Consider the following 16,208-nt stretch of genomic DNA (forward strand, 5'->3'; position numbering starts at 1 on the left):
GGCCAAGCGCCAAACCAACACGAGCTCGCGAAACCAACATCCAGCCCCGGCAGGTCATTCACCTGTCGGGGCTGTCGTTTACATCACCCCGAGCGCCGCGATCACCAGCAGGAACACGAACAGCGCGACGAAAGTGACCAGATAGAGCGCCGGCAGGCGGAGGATGAAGCCCAGCGTGCTTTGCCGGTAGGTGCCCCAGAAATGCACCGCCATGTGGATCGGCATCGCGAGTGCCGGAATGGCGGTCCAGCTCTCCAGCCCCAGCTTTCCCAAGACCGACGCGAAGAGGACCAGGAACAGGCTCACGCTTATCGAATAGGTCACGAACACCGTGTGATCGTACATCGGGTAGCGCCGCGACCCGAAGACGAACAGCAGCCACACCAGCGGTGCGCTGATCGGAATCAGCAGCCAGCCGAACTTGTAGGCCGTGTTCTTGAGCTTGTAGGCAAGCAGGTTCGGGTTCGCCTTCGCCTTCTTCCACGCATGATCCATGAACCCGTCGCCCCCACCGGCGGCCTGGATCGGCCCGAAAGTGCCATCGTTCTCCAGCCGGACGGCGCGCGCTTCCGAAAACTCGGCCTCCACCACGCCGCCCTTCCGCATCGCCTCCAGCGTCGCGATATCTTCCTGCTGGATCGCAATCGCCCGGTCGAGCGCGTCGAGCGCCTGCCGACGATAGGTCTCGACGTTGGCATCGTCGATCGCAACGTCGCGCGCCTCGTACATTTCCCGCACGGCGGTGAGGCGCGCAGGGCCCGCATCCTGCGTCAGGCTTTCGCGCCGATCGCGCAGGCTGCCGAGCAGCTCGCGATTGCTCTGCAGCTGCGCCCCGACCTCGCCCCGGTTCTCGAGCCCGCCCAGATCGATCGCGTTGCCCATCATCGAGAAAGCGGCGAAGGTGACGAACACCACGAAGAGGTAGAGCGCGATCGGCGAGACGTAGCGCGCCCGCTGGCCCTCGATGTAGGCGCGGGTCATGCGCCCCGGGCGCAGCGCGATCGCCGGCAGCGTGCGCCACAGCTTGCCTTCGAAATGAAACACGCCGTGGACCAGGTCGTGGAAGAACGCGCCCAGCGTGCGGTGGACATGCGCGCGTTGCCCGCATTCGTTGCAATAGGGACCGATGAGCGGGGTGCCGCAATTGAGGCAGCGATTCTCGTGCGTATGGCCGTCCTTCGCCTCGCCCGCCTCCGGCTCGACCGCGCGCGCGATCAGGCCGCCCTCCACCGCTCCGCCAAGATCCTCGATTCCGTTCATCGGCGCATACCCCCCAGGCGCGTCCACCGTGCCGATCCATCCGGCAATTGCAAGGTGCCAGCTTGTGCAAGCCCCATCTACCAGCGGACGACGCTATCGCGCTGGAATGCGGTTCCCTCCTGTAAGAAGCCGTTCATGCGCGAGAGAGGAAATCTCGGGAATCGCAAATTCGATGGGAGGGAAACCATTGCGTATCACGATCCTGACCGCAGCCGCTTTGGCTCTGGTGCCTGCCATGGCGCTTGCCCGCCCCGCCGATATCAACGCGGACACGTTCTATGTCGCCTCCGTCGAGCTTCTGGGCAAAGGAATGGGAGCCCTGCTCGACAAGCGAACCAAGCCCATGATGGCCGCCATGAAAGATGCCGGGGCGGCGGTAAAGGCGGAGAACGATGCAGCGGCGAAAGCGGGCAGGCCGCTCTATTGCGTACCGGAGAGCGCGAAAAAGAAGGGTGTCGGGCCGCGCTTTGTGGTCGATCGCCTGGGTGCCATCCCGCAACAGCGTCGCCGCGCCTTGACCCTGCGCCAAGCGTGGCGTGAAATCCTGGTCCGCGAATATCCGTGCAGTTGAAAGCTGCGCGGACAGCGCGTGTCCGCAGGCCGGTCAGGCTATCGCAAGCGCGATCGCACCCGAGACGATCAGGGCCAGCGCGATTGCCGCACACACCGCGAGCACGCCCGCGCGCCACGCCGCGCCTGTGAGCCCGACTCCATAGGCTCCGCGCAACTGCAAGGCCGCATGGAACAGCCAGCCGATGAGGAAGAGCGAAATAGTCAGGGTCGCCCCGACACCGGTGGCGGAAAGGAGGGCCATGGCGGTCGCCAGCAGCGACGCGAAGGCAAGCGAGTAGGTCACGAAGCTGGCGTGATGGAACAGGCTGAACTGCCTCCGCCGGTGAACGAACAGCAACCCGACGAACGGCGTCAGCAACACGATCAGCACCCAGCCGAACTTGTAGCCGATCGAACCGACCTGGCTGAGGAACAGCGCCGGATCGGTGAGCTGGCGGCGCAGATCGGAACGGGTCTGGCGGCGCATCTGCGCCTCCACGTCCAGCGGATCGTCCTGGGCGTCCCAGGCGGTGCGGGCCTGGTCGAGGAAGAAGAGCGCGCTGCGCCCCCGCTCTATCGTGGCGAGTCGCTCGCGCTCCGTTGCCGTGCCGCCGCCTTGCGCGGCTCGGTCCGGGGCGGACCGCTCGGCCTTGTCGACTTCTGCGCGCAGGTCGTTCTCGGCTCGGCCCAGCGACAGCGCCGGGTACCCGCTGCCGAGCGTACGCGTATCGCCATCGCTCAGCGACATGGCGGCGAACAGCAGCACGAAGCCGAACAGGAACAGCGCCAGCGGGCTCGCAAAGCGGGTCCTCTGGCCCGCGACATACCGCCGCGTAAGTTCGCCGGGGGACACGACCAGGGCGCGCACGCTCGCGAGGAAAGTGCCGTCGCCGGGTGCCAGCCAGCGCCGCATGCTGTTGCGGAACAGAGCGGGGAGCGTTACCGGCGCATGCGCCTGCTGCCCGCAACGATGACAGTGCGGCCCGATCAGCGCGGTGCCGCAATCGAGGCAGGCTTCCTCGGCGAAACGTCCGTCGGCCACCGCGTGCGCCCCGGCGTCCCCCGGTTGGACCGGATCGGTAGTCAGCGATGGTCCTTCGTCACTCACGACCAACAGCCTTAGCTGCGCCACCGCTTTCGATAAAGCTGGAACAAAATGGGAACTCTAGGGGTTGGGCTTTCAAAGGAGTAAATCGCATGACCGCCACGCAACCGCATGAGCATCCCAAGGCCGAGCCCGTTTCCAATGCCGAGAAGGAGCCGGACAACTGGACCACCGGCGACGAGCGCATGACCGGGGCGCAGGCCAGCTATCTGAAGACATTGTGCGAAGAGGCCGGTTGCCCCGAACGCTACGATACCGAACTGACCAAGGCCGACGCGTCGAAGATGATCGACGAATTGCAGGAAACGACCGGCCGCGGGCAATAGGTCGCTGTTGCAAGTGGATCCAAAAAAGGGGCCGCGATCCTTTCGGATGCGGCCCCTTCGCAATTCTGTCCCAGGACGAATCAGCCTTCGTAATCGCTTCCGATCGAAGTCGAGCGGGTCGGGGCGGACGCAGTGATGCGCAGCGCCTCGGCCGACTGGCTGAGCGACCCGATCTCGTCGATATCGTCGTCGTCGTCCGGCAGGATCTTCTGCAGGTTCGTGGTGAGCGCTTCCTTCAAGTCCTTCGGGCGAATCGTCTGTTCGGCGATTTCACGCAGGGCGACCACCGGATTCTTGTCCCGGTCGCGTTCGATCGTCAGCTCGCCGCCGCCCGAAATCTCGCGCGCGCGCTGCGCGGAAAGCAGCACGAGGTCGAAACGGTTGGGGATCTTGTCGACGCAATCTTCGACGGTAACGCGCGCCATGGGCACTCCGGTTCTGGCTGGAATGAAGGGAATTCGAACCGCGCACCTAGGCGCGCGGCTGCGAAAAGTCAAGAATTCCGGGTGGCTTGCCTGCCGCCGCCGTGCGGACTAGGCCCGATGGATGGGGCAACCGCCAACGGGCACACAATATCGCGACCCGCCTCCCTTCTCGGCCGAGGTGGAAGGGGCGGCCCTGACGCTCTATCCGGCGGGCGCGGACCGCCTGAAGGCGCTGCTCGAAATGATCGGGAACGCGCGCGATACGCTGAAGCTGGTCTTCTATATCTTCGCCTGCGACGGCACCGGAGTAAAGGTGCGCGACGCGCTGACCGCGGCGGCGCGGCGCGGAGTAAAGGTCACGTTGATCGTCGACAGCTTCGGCGCGGATGCCGACGACAAATTCTTCGCCGATTTCTGCCAGGCGGGCGGTGAATTCCGCTGTTTTTCCGCGCGGCGCACGATGCGCTATCTCATCCGCAACCACCAGAAGATGGTGATCGCCGATCGCGACCGGGCGATGATCGGCGGTTTCAATATCGCCGACGACTATTTCGCCCCGCCGCAGCAGAACGGCTGGAACGACCTGGCGATTGCGCTGCGCGGCAATGCGGTCGGCCCGCTGCACCAGTGGTTCGGCCACCTGCTCGACTGGACTGACGAAGACGGCGCCGAATGGCGCCACGTGCGCGACGCCGTGCGCAAGTGGGACGAGCGGGTCGGGGCCTGCCGCTGGCTGGTCGGCGGACCCAGCCGCCATCTGTCGACCTGGGCGCATTGCGTGAAGCGCGATCTGGACAAGGCCTCCCGCCTCGACCTGATCATGGCTTATTTCTCCCCCCCGGGCGCGTTGCTGCGGCGGATTCGCCGGATCGCCCGGCGCGGCTCCGCGCGCCTGATTACCGCCGGAAAGTCCGACAATGGCGCGACCATCGGTGCGTCGCGGGCGCTCTATTCCGATCTGCTGAAATCGGGCGTCGAGATCCATGAATTCGTCGCGTGCAAGATGCACACGAAGCTCCTGGTGATCGACGATGCGGTCTATCTCGGCAGCGCCAATTTCGACATGCGCAGCCTCTATATCAATCTGGAGATCATGCTGCGGGTGGAAGATGCGGCATTCGCGGCGCGGGTCCGCGAATTCGTGGCGCAGCATCTGGACGGCACGAACGAGATCACGCGGGAGGGGCACCGCGAACGCAACACATTGATGAACCGGCTACGCTGGAATGTCAGCTGGCTGCTGGTCTCCGCGATCGATTACACCGTAAGCCGGCGCCTCAACCTCGGGCTGTAAACGCCGGGCGGATCAGCTTGCCAGCGTGCGACGGGGGATCACCAGACGCACGACCAGCCCGCCATCGTTCCATTCGCGATTGATCGATCCGTCCAACTGCGATTCCACGCTCATGCGCAGCAACCGGGTGCCGAAGCCTTCGCTCTCGGGCGGGGTGACCTGCGGGCCGCCGGTCTCGTGCCAGACGATCTCGATCGTATCGTCGCCCTCTCGCAGCGCGATCTCCACCTCGCCCCCTTCCGCCGACAGGGCACCGTATTTGGCCGAGTTCGTCGCCAGTTCGTGGAAGATCAGCGCGATCGGGGTCGCCGCGCGCATTCCGATCGGTGCGGTCACCCCTTCGATCCTGACCTGGTGTTTGCCCGCGTCCCCATAAGGCGCCATCAGCACGTCGAGCAGGCCGCGCAGATCCTCGCCCTTCTCCTCCGTCAGCGGGCGGACGAAATCCTGCGCCCGGCCCAGCGAATGGATCGTCTCGATCAGCTGTTCGGCGAATTCCTTCACGTCGCTCTTGCCCCGGGCGCGCAACGAGACGAGGCCGGTGATCACGGCGAAGATATTCTTGATCCGGTGCGCCAGTTCGCGTGCCATCAGCTCGCGGCTTTCGGACAGGCGATGCCCTTCGTCGATGTCGGTCGCCGTGGCGAACCATTGTTCGACCTCGCCATCCGCATCGAGCAGCGGCAGCACCTGCATCAGCACCCAGCGATAGACACCGTCCCGCCGCCGCACGCGCAGCTCGTCGCTCCACGCTTCGCCGGTTTCGAGACACCGCGCGCGCGCGGAACCGAATTTCTCCGCATCGTCCGGGTGGGCGGTGAAGCGGGTATCGGTCTCGCCATCCTTTCCGGCAAATTCATGGAAGGCGCGGTTGCCGTAAAGATAGCTCCCTTCGGCATCGGTCGACCATGCCATGACCGGCATGAACTCGGCCATCCGCATCAGCTGCAAGCGCTGGCTTTCGATCAACCGTTCGCTTGCCAGGTTCATGCGCCGACAGTGGAACCGGTTCATGACCCCCTGCGCCAGCACGATCAGACCTTCCTGCTGAAGCTCGGTCAGGCCATCGGGACGCGGCTCGGTATCGATCACGCACAGCGAACCCATGGGCGTGCCGTCCGCCGCGACCAGCGGTGCCCCGGCATAGAAGCGGATATGCGGCTCACCCGTGACCAGTGCGTTGTCGGCGAAGCGTTCGTCCTCGCGCGCGTCGGGCACTATCATCAGCTCGCGCTCCAGCATGGCGTGGGCGCAGAAACTGACCGAGCGCGGCGTCTCCGTCATATCGGTGCCCGCGGAACCCAGAAAGCGTTGCCGCTCCTTCTCCACGATGGTCACAAAGGCAAGCGGGGTCGCGCACAGCCGCGCGGCGAACTGGGCTTCGCGCTGCAATTCCTCGTCACCGTCGAGTGCATCCAGTCCGAACGAGGCGATCACCCCCAGGCGATCGTCTTCCGTTCGGTCCGCAGCATGCCCTGCGTCCTGCGTGTCGCCTGCCTTCGAAATCTGCCGAGCCCTCCTGCTTCGCTGATCGAAATTAGGATCGCCGCGCGTATTATCAACTTGTTTTCGTTGGCCCCCCTGCAAGCCGCGCTACGCCCATCGCGGGTTTGCCCGCCCAGCCGCCCTCCGCTATGCGCGACAGCAATCCGATTGACTGCATAACTCCAGGAGTTCCGATGCGCGCGACCCCCGATTTCGATTTCCAGCTCGGCGAGACGGCGGACATGATCCGCGAAAGCACCGCGCGCTTTGCAGACGAGCAGATCGCGCCGCTGGCCGAAAAGGTCGATCGGGAGGACTGGTTCCCCCGCGATCTCTGGCCGCAAATGGGTGAGCTGGGCCTGCACGGCATCACCGTGCCGGAGGCGGATGGCGGACTGGGCCTCGGCTATCTCGAACATGTCGTTGCGGTCGAGGAGGTCAGCCGCGCCAGCGCCTCGGTCGGCCTTTCCTACGGCGCGCATTCGAACCTGTGCATCAACCAGATCGCGCGCTGGGGCAATGACGAGCAGAAGGCGAAGTACCTGCCCGGGCTGGTCAGCGGCGAGCATGTCGGCAGCCTGGCGATGAGCGAGGCGAATGCAGGCTCGGACGTCGTTTCGATGAAGACCAGGGCCGAGAAAGTCGAGGGCGGCTACCGCCTCAACGGCACCAAGTTCTGGATCACCAACGCGCCCTATGCCGACACGCTGGTGGTCTATGCCAAGACCGACAGCGACGCAGGTTCGCGCGGCATCACCGCGTTCCTGGTCGAGAAGGACGACGAAGGCTTCTCGATCGGGCAGAAGATCGAGAAGGTCGGCATGCGCGGCTCGCCCACGGCGGAGCTGGTCTTCGACGACTGCTTCCTGCCCGAGGACCGCGTGATGGGGCCGGTCAATGGCGGCGTGGGCGTGCTGATGAGCGGTCTCGATTACGAGCGCGTGGTGCTTGCCGGGCTGCAACTGGGCGTGATGCAGGCCTGCCTCGACACCGTGATCCCCTATCTGCGCGAGCGTACCCAGTTCGGCAAAGCCATCGGTTCCTTCCAGCTGATGCAGGCCAAGGTCGCCGACATGTATGTCGCGCTGCAATCAGCGCGCGCCTACACCTACGCGGTGGCCAAGGCGTGCGATGCCGACCGGACCACGCGGTTCGATGCGGCGGGTGCGATCCTGCTCGCGAGCGAGAACGCCTTCCGCGTCGCGGCGGAAAGCGTGCAGGCGCTGGGCGGCGCGGGCTACACCCTGGACTGGCCGGTGGAGCGCTACATGCGCGATGCCAAGCTGCTCGATATCGGCGCGGGCACGAACGAGATCAGGCGGATGCTGATCGGGCGCGAGCTGATCGGTGCGGCGGGATGAGCGGCGACGAGGATTACGTCTACGACGAGGACAGCGGCGAATGGATGCCCGCGTCCGAACTCGCCGCGAAGCAGGCTGCGGCGAACACTGTCGAAGTGCGTGACGCGGTGGGCAACATCCTCGAGAATGGCGATCAGGTAACTCTGGTAAAGGACCTCGATGTGAAGGGTGCGGGCCAGACGCTGAAGCAGGGTACGCTGATCAAGTCGATCCGCCTGACCGGCGATGCGCAGGAGATCGACTGCAAATACCCCGGCATCAAGGGTCTCGTCCTGCGCGCCGAGTTCGTGCGGAAACGCTGAGCGACCGGCCTTATGGTGCGGCAGCCTCGATTGCTTCGTCCAGCCACTCGATCCGCATCCGCAACAGGCGGATATTGAGTTCGATCCGAATCGCTTCGACCGCGTCTTCGCTCTTCTGATCTTCTATCTCGGCGGCAAGGCGTTCCTCCAGCGCCGCGCGCAAGCGTGCGATGAAGGACTCGTCCCGCAGGTCGCCCGAGTTCAGCCAGATACCGGAGCGCAAGCGAAACGGGTCGATACCGACACTGACCGAGCGCAGGCAGTCGCGCGACCAGGCTTTCAACGCGGCGCGCCCTCGCGGTGTCAGGAACAGATGCTTGGTCGCCCGCTTGTCGTCCTGCGCCACGGCGTCGAGCAGCCCCGCCGCGACCAGACGCCTGACCGCGGGATAGACGGCACCGGCACTGCCGCTCCATTCGATCGAGGGCGAGTTCTGGAACGCCTTGCGTACCTGGAACGCGGTTTTCTGCCCGCGATCCGCGATCTCGGACATGATCGCCCCTTCGATTTCGGTCAACTCGCTTGCCAGTATCGATACCTACACTATGTTTAGTACGAATCGTACTAATTGGAGAAATGCCGATGCGGCAATCCTATCTTATCCAGATGGCGCTGGCGGCGTCCATCGCGTTCGGCGGACTTTCTCCCGCGAATGCCGAGGAGCCCGTATGTGGAGAAGGCAGCGGCGGCATGGTCGAACCTTCCCCCAACGATCGCGATATCCCGATCTTCGCGTCGGCCACAACGCCGCTGGTGATGGTCCAGATCGGCGAACATCCACTGGCACCATTCGTGCTGGACTTCGGATCGGGGGGAAACCTGGTATCCTATGACCTCGCGGATCGGCTCGACCTGCCGAACCTCGGTCCCTCTCCTTCAGTCGATGGAGCTGGCATGCCGGTCCCCGGCCACGACAGCTGCTTTCGCAACGTCATGGTCGGGCCGGTTCGCATTCCCGATCGGCGCGGGACGGTCTTTCCTTACGACCCGGGCAATGCAGAGGGAATTATCGGTCCTTCCAGTTTCGACGGCGCGCTCGTGAAGTTCGACGGGCCGGGATCGAAGCTGACCGTGCTGGCTTCCGACAAGGTCCCTGGCGAATGGGGCGAGCCGGTCCGCTGGCACGGGGAGAAGGGCGATACGGTCCCGCTCATCGAACTGTCGATCGGGGGCGTGAAGATCGATGCGATCGTCGACACGGGCAGCACCAGCAACACCATCCTGCCGCTATCCTATCGCGACAGGTTCGCTTTTCTGTCGCCGCCGAAGCAGGTCGGTGAGTTGGGCTTTGCGGCGAACTCGAAGACCATTCCCGTTTTTGAAGCGCAAATCTACGGCACCATCTCGGCCGGTTCGTGGTCGGTCGAGAACCCGGTCGTCAGCTTCGCCGACATCGAACACCCGCTGATCGGCTGGCCGTGGATCAGGCAAATGACGTTCGTGATGGACCCGGCCAGGCAGCTCACATGGTTCCCTCCCGCGAGGTGACCGGCAACAGATGGTCCGGGCGAGACTTGGCCCAAAATAAGTCTCTGATCGGACATGGAAACAACGGGCCGTGCATCCGTTGCTCCGATTGCGTGGCGGAACCCCGCCGCGCAGCTGCGAAAGGCCGACCCGATGAGCGAGACGACCCTGAACATCCTGCAATATTACGGCGCCGGCGCGGGTCTGCTCGCTGCATTCATCGTGTCGCTCAATCTCGGCACACGACCGACCGGGTGGGGCTTCGTCATCTTCGTCACCAGCTCCTCCGCGCTGATCGCCTGGGGTTTCCTCAACGACGAAGGGGAAGGGATCGGCTGGCAGAACATCGGTCTGCTGCTGATCAATCTGGTCGGGGTCTATCGCTACCTCTTCGCTGCGGACCCGGCGGAACAGGTCGATGGGCAGGCGGAGCCGCAAGAGGCGTAGCGGCAATCCTGCGACGGCCGCTACGCTCCTGTCTGTCTTACCAGACCTGTACGCGATCTTCCGGCGCGAGGTAGAGCTTCGCCCCTGGCTTCACGTCGAACGCCTTGTACCAGGCATCCATGTTGCGCACGGTCAGCGCGCGGTAGTTGCCCGGTGCGTGGCCGTCGGTCGCGATGCGCTGGCGCAGCGCCGCCTCGCGCATCTTGGTCGCCCAGGTCTGGCCGAACGCGATGAAGAAACGCTGGTCGCCGGTGAAACCGCCGATCACCGGCGCTTCCTTGCCGTTCAGCGAAGCGCGGTAGGCGTCGTAGGCGGCCTGTAGCCCGGCGATGTCGGCGATGTTCTCGCCCAGCGTCAGCTCGCCCTTCACGTTCAGGCCGGGGAAGGGCTCGTACTGGTCGTACTGGTCGGCCAGCGCCTTGCCCGCTTCCTCGAACTTCTTCTTGTCCGCGTCGGTCCACCAGTTGCGCATCGCGCCGGTCGAATCGAACGCCGCGCCGTTGTTGTCGAAGCTGTGGCTGATCTCGTGCCCGATCACCGCGCCGATCGCGCCGTAGTTGAAGGCTGGGTCGGCCTTCGGATCGAAGAAGGGCGGCTGGAGAATCGCGGCGGGGAAGTTGAGCGCGTTCTGCACCGGCAGGTTGACCGCGTTGACGAGCTGCGCGTTCATCCACCACTCGCGCTTGTCCTGCGGCTTGCCGATCTTGGCCAGCTGCTGGCGGTAGCGCAGCTTCTCCGCCGCCTGCATATCGGCGTAGGGCGCGCCCGGTTTCAGGTCGAGATCGTCGTAGCTGGTCCAGCTGTCGGGATAGCCGACGCCGACTTCCATCGTCTCGACCTTCTTCTTGGCTTCCGCCTTGGTTTCGGGGGCCATCCAGTCGACCCGGTCGATCCGGTTGGCGAATGCGGTCTTGATGTTGTCGACCATCCCCTGAATCTCGGCCTTGGCTGAGGCGGGGAAGTATTTCTCGACATAGAGCTGGCCCAGCGCGTCGCCCATGTTCGCGTTCAGCGCCGCCAGCGCGCGCTTGTCGCGCGGTCGCGGCTGCTCCGTGCCCGACAGCGCCTTGCCGTAGAAGGCGAAGTGCAGATCGTCGAGCTTGGTGGGCAGCACATCGGCATTGGCATTGATCTGGTGGAAAGTGAGCCAGTCCTTCCAAGCGTCCAGCGGTTGCGATTCCACCAGCGCGGAAAGCTGCGTGATCGCGGCAGGGTGATAGGCATCGAAGGTCTTGAACGGCGACAGCTGCGAACCGGCGAAGAACGCGTTCCAGTCCAGCCCCGGGGCCTTCTGCGCGAAGTCGTCCTGCGACCACAGGCTGCTGGCGGTGGCCCAGTCGTCGCTTTCCTCGCGGCTGACATGCGCCCGCGCGATCTTCATTTCCAGGTCGAAGACGCGCTTCGCCTTGGCTTCGGCATCGGCGATCCCCGCGGCCTTCAGCAAATTGCCGATATAGCTGCGATACTGGTCGCGCAGCGACGCCATCTTCGGATCGTCGGACAGGTAGTATTCGCGCTCCGGCATGCCCAGCCCGCCTTGCAGGATATAGGGCACGACTTCGCCGCCCTTCAGCGCCTGCGTCACGAACACGCCGAACAGATTCTCGGTCGCAAAATCGGTGGCGTTGAGAGGATCGACGTCGGCGCGGACCTGGCTGCCCAGGACATAGGCCAAGTCGCGCTTGTCGGTGATCGCCTGGAAGCGCTGGAGATCGGGCTGGATCGGCGTCATGCCCGCCGCGTCGATCGCCTTGGTGTCGAGATAGGCATCGTAGAAAGTCTTGACCCGCGCGGCATTGGTGCCGGGCTCGGGATCGGATTTCTCGATCTCGGCGATCAGAGCGGCGAGGTTCTTCTCGGTCTGCTGATCGGCGATGAAGAACCCGCCGACGCCGGACCGGTCGGCAGGAATCTCGGTCTTCTTCATCCAGCCGCCGTCGACATATTCGTACCAGTCGTCGCCTGGGTTGGCGGAGATGTCCATCCAGTCGGTGCGGATGCCGAGTTCGGTGCCCTGCGGCGCTGCCTGCTCCATCGCCTGGTCGGGAACCTGGCAGGCGGTGAGCGTGCCGAGTGCAGCGGTGGAAGCCAGGAGGGCGGCGAGAAGCGGCGTTTTCATCGGTGCGGACGACCTTGTCTGTGAATGCGGTGCATTCGCATACGCCCGGCCACCGGTACTGGCAATGAACGCGCATGGCGGTTGGCGATTGCCGCGCCACGCGCTAGGCGCATTGCCCATGACCGCACCTGTGCTGACTTCGACGCTCGACCGCGAAAGCCCCGAAGCGAAGGCCCGTTCCGAACACAACCGCGCGCTGGCCGCCGAATTGCGTGCCCGCGTAGCCGAAGCGGCGCTTGGCGGGCCGGAGCGGCATCGCGACAAGCATGTCGAACGGGGCAAGCTTCTGCCGCGCGAGCGGGTCGAGCGGCTGCTCGATCCAGGAAGTCCCTTTCTCGAGATCGGGCAGCTGGCCGCGAACGGCATGTACGGCGGTGACGTCAACGGCGCATCGATCATCGCCGGGATCGGGCGCGTGGCCGGGCGGCAGGTGATGATCGCCGCCAACGACGCCACGGTGAAAGGCGGCAGCTACTACCCGATGACGGTCAAGAAGCATCTGCGCGCGCAGGAAATCGCGCAGGAGAACCGCCTGCCGTGCATCTATCTGGTCGACAGCGGCGGCGCGAACCTGCCCTATCAGGCGGAGGTCTTCCCGGACCGCGATCATTTCGGGCGCATCTTCTTCAACCAGGCGCAGATGAGCAGCCTCGGCATTCCGCAGATCGCTTGCGTGATGGGTAGCTGCACCGCAGGCGGTGCCTATGTCCCGGCGATGAGCGACGAGACCGTGATCGTGCGCAACCAGGGCACCATCTTCCTCGCCGGCCCGCCGCTGGTGAAGGCGGCGACGGGCGAGGAAATCAGCGCCGAGGATCTGGGCGGCGGCGATCTCCACGCGAAAAAGAGCGGCGTGGTCGATCATTTGGCCGAGAACGACGAGCACGCGCTCACCATCGTGCGCGACATCGTGAGCCATCTGGGCGCGAACACTGGCGAGGCGGCGGATCTTGCGGTCAAGGACCCGCGCCCGCCGAAATTCGACGCGGACGATCTCTATGCCCTGATCCCCGAGGACGTGCGCGCGCCCTACGACGTGCACGAGGTGATCGCGCGGCTGGTGGACGGCTCCGAGTTCCACGAGTTCAAGAAGGATTACGGCGGCACTCTGGTGTGCGGCTTCGCGCATATCTGGGGCATGCCGATCGCGATCCTCGCCAATAACGGCGTGCTGTTTTCGGAAAGCGCGATGAAGGGGGCGCATTTCATCGAGCTTGCCTGCCAGAGGCGCATCCCGTTGCTGTTCCTCCAGAACATCTCCGGCTTCATGGTCGGAGGGAAATACGAGGCGGAAGGCATCGCCAAGCACGGGGCGAAGCTCGTCACGGCGGTTGCCACCGCCAACGTGCCCAAGATCACGGTGGTAATCGGCGGCAGCTTCGGCGCGGGCAATTACGGCATGGCGGGCCGGGCCTATTCACCGCGCTTCCTGTTCACCTGGCCCAATGCGCGCATTTCGGTGATGGGCGGCGAACAGGCGGCGAGCGTGCTCGCCACCGTCCACCGCGATGCCGACAACTGGACCGAGGAACAGGCCGAGGAATTCAAGGCCCCGATCCGCGAGAAGTACGAGAGCGAGGGCAATCCCTATTACGCCACCGCGCGGATGTGGGACGACGGGGTGATCGACCCGGCGCAGACCCGCGATGTGCTGGGCCTGGCGTTCGCCGCCACGCTCGAAGCCCCGATCCCCGAGCGTCCGCGCTTCGGCGTGTTCAGGATGTAGGCAAACGAAACGGCTCAGGCGTAGGAAACGCTGGCCGTTGTGCGCCGCTTGCGCATCGCCCCGCCGACCGCGCCGAAGCCGAGGATCATCAGCATCCACAGCGCCGGTTCCGGAACCGCGCCGTAAGACAGTGTGTAGCTCCCACCCTGGGTCGTCTCGAAGGAGAATTCGAATTCGCAGCAGCTGTCGAATTCGTCGTAGCCGGTCTCGAAACCGCCTCCGCCGAAATACACCGTTTGCGGTGCATCCACGGTCAGCGTCGCCAGATATCGCGACGGATTGACCTGCGTGAACGAAGCGTAGGTCGGGACATCGTCGCCGCCGCAGGCGAATTCGCCATCGCCCTCGTCGCAATAGAAATTGGTGGTGGTCTGCTTGATCGCGTCACCGAAAAATCCATCGACCGGCACCGAGGTTTGCACCACGAAGCGGTAGCGGCCCGGACCCAGCGTCGTGCTGGGCGACTCGTATACGAAATCGTCCGCGTCGAACGTCCCGGAATCGATCACCGTCGCGGCCTGCGCCGGACCGGCGCCCGCCAGCACGATCGCCGCAATTCCCATACCCCAACGATACATGGTCGAACTCCCCCTGCCGACTCGGGGCGAGGCCCCTGATATAAACATGGTAAATTCACTTTTAGCGTTATGGCAAGTCGAAGGACGCAGGCGCCCTCGCGGATGGGGCGCAGCACGGGCGCGCCCCATCCGAGCGTGCGTGAAACTTCCATAGCCCTTCATTCGTAGATCGGGGGCATCAGTCTTCGAAGGAGTTCACATGCGCATCCTCGCCAAAATCGCACTCGCCGGTTCGCTCGCGCTCGGCCTCGCCGCTTGCGGAGAGCCTGCGCAGGACGAGCAGGACAGCACCACCGACCTTGTCGGCGCGACCGCCGCGCCCGAAACCGGCGTGCCGGTCGATCTGCCGGAAGAGCCGGTGGAAACGGTCACCGTTCCGGAAACCACCACCGGTGCGGCAACGTCCGATACCGCCCCTCCGGTCATTTCCGACCTGCCGGGATCGCCCACGCCCGGCACCAGGAGCCCCGCTCCGGCACCCACCCCGACCCCCTAGGCAAATCGGGCGAGGCGGATCGCTCGGTCCTAGAGTGCCTGCCCGCAGGCGTAACCGCTCGCCCATGCCCACTGGAAGTTATAGCCGCCGAGCCATCCGGTAACGTCCACCGCTTCCCCGATCGCGTAAAGGCCGGGCACGCGTTTCGCCCCCAGAGTCTGCGATGACAGGTCGGTGGTAGCGATGCCCCCGGCGGTGACCTCGGCTTTGGCGAAGCCCTCGCTTCCCGACGGGGTAAAGCGCCAGTTGGCGAGCCGCGTCTCCGCCGCACGCAATACCTTGTCTGTGGTTTCGCCGAGGGGACGATCCAGCCCCAGCCGGTCGGCCAGAGTTTCCGCGAGACGTTGGGGCAAATGTTCTGCGAGGAGCGCCGCGGCTGTCTTGCGCGGAGCCTGCGCCTTTGCCGCGATCAACCAGCCATCCGGGGCGTCCGGCACGAAATCCACGTCCACCGGCTCGCCCGGTCGCCAGTAGGAACTCGCCTGCAATATCGCCGGGCCGGACAGTCCGCGATGCGTGAATAGCGCCGCCTCGCGGAAAGTGCCGCGCCCTTTTTTGGGGCCAGAGCGGGTTTCGACCGGGGCGGAGACGCCCGACAGCTCGCGGAACAGGACTTCCTCACCGCCGAGCACCAGTGGTACCAGCGCCGGGCGCGGTTCGACGATCTTGAGGCCGAATTGCCGCGCGAGCCGGTAGGCAAAATCGCTCGCGCCCATCTTGGGGATGGATGGGCCACCGGTGGCGATGACGAGTTGCGCGCCCCTGTAGGATGCATCGTGGGAAGAGACATGGTAGCCATCTTCTATCGCCTCGACCAACGAGACTTCCGCGCCGGTTACAATCTCTACCCCGCCCTTGTCGCATTCGGCCACCAGCATGTCGACGATCTGCCGGGCGCTGCCGTCGCAAAACAGCTGACCCAGTGTCTTCTCGTGCCAGGCGATGCCGTATCGCTCGATCAGATCGAGGAAATCGCGCGGCGTATAACGGGCGAGCGCGCTCTTGGCGAAATGCGGATTGGCCGAGAGATAATTCTCCGGCCCGGTACCGAGATTGGTGAAATTGCACCGCCCTCCGCCGGAAATCAGAATCTTTCTGCCGACCGTCTCCGACCGCTCCAAGACCAGCACGCGCCGCCCGCGCTGCCCCGCTATGGCGGCGCAGAACAGGCCGGCCGCTCCGCCGCCCAGGATAATCGCATCGTAATCCATCGCAGGCCGGCTGTGACGGGCCGCACGTCGCTTGTCGAGCCGGGCCGTCCCCGC

17 protein-coding genes are annotated in these 16,208 nt (G+C 64.9%); 9 read left to right on the forward strand and 8 right to left on the reverse strand.

The features are described 5' to 3' along the window. Window positions 1-78 precede the first annotated feature (78 nt). The gene (locus MKP08_RS04590; protein WP_241555085.1) at window positions 79-1,260 is read right to left on the reverse strand and encodes a DUF3667 domain-containing protein; all 1,182 of its coding nucleotides are present in this window, start codon (window positions 1,258-1,260) and stop codon (window positions 79-81) included. Between the two features lie 187 nt (window positions 1,261-1,447). Between MKP08_RS04590 and MKP08_RS04595 the strand changes: the two genes are divergently transcribed. Next, window positions 1,448-1,831 (forward strand): hypothetical protein, encoded by a 384-nt coding sequence (locus tag MKP08_RS04595; RefSeq protein WP_241555086.1) that lies wholly within the window; start codon window positions 1,448-1,450, stop codon window positions 1,829-1,831. A gap of 33 nt (window positions 1,832-1,864) precedes the next feature. Here MKP08_RS04595 and MKP08_RS04600 read toward each other — a convergent pair whose 3' ends face one another. After that, entirely contained in the window at window positions 1,865-2,920 is a 1,056-nt protein-coding gene (locus MKP08_RS04600; protein ID WP_241555087.1) for a DUF3667 domain-containing protein, read from the reverse strand. Window positions 2,921-3,009: 89 nt separating this feature from the next. On the opposite strand from MKP08_RS04600, the gene MKP08_RS04605 reads away from it, so the two are divergent. Next, on the forward strand, window positions 3,010-3,243 hold the full coding sequence (locus tag MKP08_RS04605) for a DUF3072 domain-containing protein (protein ID WP_215229226.1): 234 nt from the start codon (window positions 3,010-3,012) through the stop codon (window positions 3,241-3,243). A gap of 80 nt (window positions 3,244-3,323) precedes the next feature. Here MKP08_RS04605 and rpoZ read toward each other — a convergent pair whose 3' ends face one another. Then, the gene (gene rpoZ, locus MKP08_RS04610) at window positions 3,324-3,668 is read right to left on the reverse strand and encodes a DNA-directed RNA polymerase subunit omega (RefSeq protein WP_215229225.1); all 345 of its coding nucleotides are present in this window, start codon (window positions 3,666-3,668) and stop codon (window positions 3,324-3,326) included. A gap of 121 nt (window positions 3,669-3,789) precedes the next feature. Here rpoZ and MKP08_RS04615 point away from each other — a divergent pair, with 121 nt between their 5' ends. Continuing rightward, window positions 3,790-4,962: a phosphatidylserine/phosphatidylglycerophosphate/cardiolipin synthase family protein gene (locus tag MKP08_RS04615; RefSeq protein ID WP_241555088.1), complete on the forward strand. Its 1,173-nt coding sequence runs from the start codon at window positions 3,790-3,792 to the stop codon at window positions 4,960-4,962. A gap of 12 nt (window positions 4,963-4,974) precedes the next feature. On the opposite strand, the gene MKP08_RS04620 is transcribed toward MKP08_RS04615, so the two are convergent. Then, window positions 4,975-6,399 carry an HWE histidine kinase domain-containing protein gene (locus MKP08_RS04620; protein WP_241555089.1) on the reverse strand — a complete coding sequence of 475 codons (1,425 nt, stop codon included), beginning with the start codon at window positions 6,397-6,399 and terminating at the stop codon, window positions 4,975-4,977. A gap of 242 nt (window positions 6,400-6,641) precedes the next feature. Between MKP08_RS04620 and MKP08_RS04625 the strand changes: the two genes are divergently transcribed. Then, complete coding sequence (locus tag MKP08_RS04625) at window positions 6,642-7,808, forward strand: isovaleryl-CoA dehydrogenase (RefSeq protein WP_241555090.1); 1,167 nt, start codon at window positions 6,642-6,644, stop codon at window positions 7,806-7,808. Then, on the forward strand, window positions 7,805-8,110 hold the full coding sequence (locus tag MKP08_RS04630; RefSeq protein WP_241555091.1) for an alkylphosphonate utilization protein: 306 nt from the start codon (window positions 7,805-7,807) through the stop codon (window positions 8,108-8,110). Before MKP08_RS04625 ends, MKP08_RS04630 begins: the two co-directional genes overlap by 4 nt. Before the next feature lie 10 nt (window positions 8,111-8,120). Here the strand turns inward: MKP08_RS04630 and MKP08_RS04635 are convergent, their stop codons facing one another. Beyond that, window positions 8,121-8,603, reverse strand: coding sequence for a PadR family transcriptional regulator (locus tag MKP08_RS04635; RefSeq protein ID WP_241555092.1), 483 nt, complete (start codon window positions 8,601-8,603; stop codon window positions 8,121-8,123). 89 nt (window positions 8,604-8,692) lie between these two features. Here MKP08_RS04635 and MKP08_RS04640 point away from each other — a divergent pair, with 89 nt between their 5' ends. Together MKP08_RS04640 and MKP08_RS04645 are read left to right on the forward strand one after the other, a co-directional pair. Continuing rightward, window positions 8,693-9,598 carry an aspartyl protease family protein gene (locus MKP08_RS04640; protein ID WP_241555093.1) on the forward strand — a complete coding sequence of 302 codons (906 nt, stop codon included), beginning with the start codon at window positions 8,693-8,695 and terminating at the stop codon, window positions 9,596-9,598. A 132-nt stretch (window positions 9,599-9,730) separates the two neighbouring features. Next, window positions 9,731-10,024 carry a hypothetical protein gene (locus MKP08_RS04645; protein ID WP_241555094.1) on the forward strand — a complete coding sequence of 98 codons (294 nt, stop codon included), beginning with the start codon at window positions 9,731-9,733 and terminating at the stop codon, window positions 10,022-10,024. A gap of 37 nt (window positions 10,025-10,061) precedes the next feature. Here MKP08_RS04645 and MKP08_RS04650 read toward each other — a convergent pair whose 3' ends face one another. Beyond that, window positions 10,062-12,143 carry a M13 family metallopeptidase gene (locus tag MKP08_RS04650; RefSeq protein WP_241555095.1) on the reverse strand — a complete coding sequence of 694 codons (2,082 nt, stop codon included), beginning with the start codon at window positions 12,141-12,143 and terminating at the stop codon, window positions 10,062-10,064. A 118-nt stretch (window positions 12,144-12,261) separates the two neighbouring features. Between MKP08_RS04650 and MKP08_RS04655 the strand changes: the two genes are divergently transcribed. Beyond that, on the forward strand, window positions 12,262-13,869 hold the full coding sequence (locus tag MKP08_RS04655) for a carboxyl transferase domain-containing protein (RefSeq protein WP_241555096.1): 1,608 nt from the start codon (window positions 12,262-12,264) through the stop codon (window positions 13,867-13,869). 14 nt (window positions 13,870-13,883) lie between these two features. On the opposite strand, the gene MKP08_RS04660 is transcribed toward MKP08_RS04655, so the two are convergent. Continuing rightward, window positions 13,884-14,447: a PEPxxWA-CTERM sorting domain-containing protein gene (locus tag MKP08_RS04660; protein WP_241555097.1), complete on the reverse strand. Its 564-nt coding sequence runs from the start codon at window positions 14,445-14,447 to the stop codon at window positions 13,884-13,886. 199 nt (window positions 14,448-14,646) lie between these two features. On the opposite strand from MKP08_RS04660, the gene MKP08_RS04665 reads away from it, so the two are divergent. Then, complete coding sequence (locus tag MKP08_RS04665; protein WP_241555098.1) at window positions 14,647-14,943, forward strand: hypothetical protein; 297 nt, start codon at window positions 14,647-14,649, stop codon at window positions 14,941-14,943. A gap of 29 nt (window positions 14,944-14,972) precedes the next feature. Here the strand turns inward: MKP08_RS04665 and MKP08_RS04670 are convergent, their stop codons facing one another. Then, complete coding sequence (locus MKP08_RS04670) at window positions 14,973-16,154, reverse strand: NAD(P)/FAD-dependent oxidoreductase (RefSeq protein ID WP_241555535.1); 1,182 nt, start codon at window positions 16,152-16,154, stop codon at window positions 14,973-14,975. Window positions 16,155-16,208: the final 54 nt, after the last annotated feature.

This window comes from Erythrobacter sp. LQ02-29 (genome assembly GCF_022576075.2).
Lineage (GTDB): Bacteria > Pseudomonadota > Alphaproteobacteria > Sphingomonadales > Sphingomonadaceae > Alteriqipengyuania.

Coding starts and splice junctions, on each gene's coding strand:
- MKP08_RS04590 (WP_241555085.1), bottom strand. CDS start 1,260: ATGAACGGAATCGAGGATCTTGGCGGAGCGGTGGAGGGCGGCCTGATC.
- MKP08_RS04605 (WP_215229226.1), top strand. CDS start 3,010: ATGACCGCCACGCAACCGCATGAGCATCCCAAGGCCGAGCCCGTTTCC.
- rpoZ (WP_215229225.1), bottom strand. CDS start 3,668: ATGGCGCGCGTTACCGTCGAAGATTGCGTCGACAAGATCCCCAACCGT.
- MKP08_RS04615 (WP_241555088.1), top strand. CDS start 3,790: ATGGGGCAACCGCCAACGGGCACACAATATCGCGACCCGCCTCCCTTC.
- MKP08_RS04625 (WP_241555090.1), top strand. CDS start 6,642: ATGCGCGCGACCCCCGATTTCGATTTCCAGCTCGGCGAGACGGCGGAC.
- MKP08_RS04630 (WP_241555091.1), top strand. CDS start 7,805: ATGAGCGGCGACGAGGATTACGTCTACGACGAGGACAGCGGCGAATGG.
- MKP08_RS04635 (WP_241555092.1), bottom strand. CDS start 8,603: ATGTCCGAGATCGCGGATCGCGGGCAGAAAACCGCGTTCCAGGTACGC.
- MKP08_RS04640 (WP_241555093.1), top strand. CDS start 8,693: ATGCGGCAATCCTATCTTATCCAGATGGCGCTGGCGGCGTCCATCGCG.
- MKP08_RS04645 (WP_241555094.1), top strand. CDS start 9,731: ATGAGCGAGACGACCCTGAACATCCTGCAATATTACGGCGCCGGCGCG.
- MKP08_RS04650 (WP_241555095.1), bottom strand. CDS start 12,143: ATGAAAACGCCGCTTCTCGCCGCCCTCCTGGCTTCCACCGCTGCACTC.
- MKP08_RS04655 (WP_241555096.1), top strand. CDS start 12,262: ATGACCGCACCTGTGCTGACTTCGACGCTCGACCGCGAAAGCCCCGAA.
- MKP08_RS04660 (WP_241555097.1), bottom strand. CDS start 14,447: ATGTATCGTTGGGGTATGGGAATTGCGGCGATCGTGCTGGCGGGCGCC.
- MKP08_RS04665 (WP_241555098.1), top strand. CDS start 14,647: ATGCGCATCCTCGCCAAAATCGCACTCGCCGGTTCGCTCGCGCTCGGC.
- MKP08_RS04670 (WP_241555535.1), bottom strand. CDS start 16,154: ATGGATTACGATGCGATTATCCTGGGCGGCGGAGCGGCCGGCCTGTTC.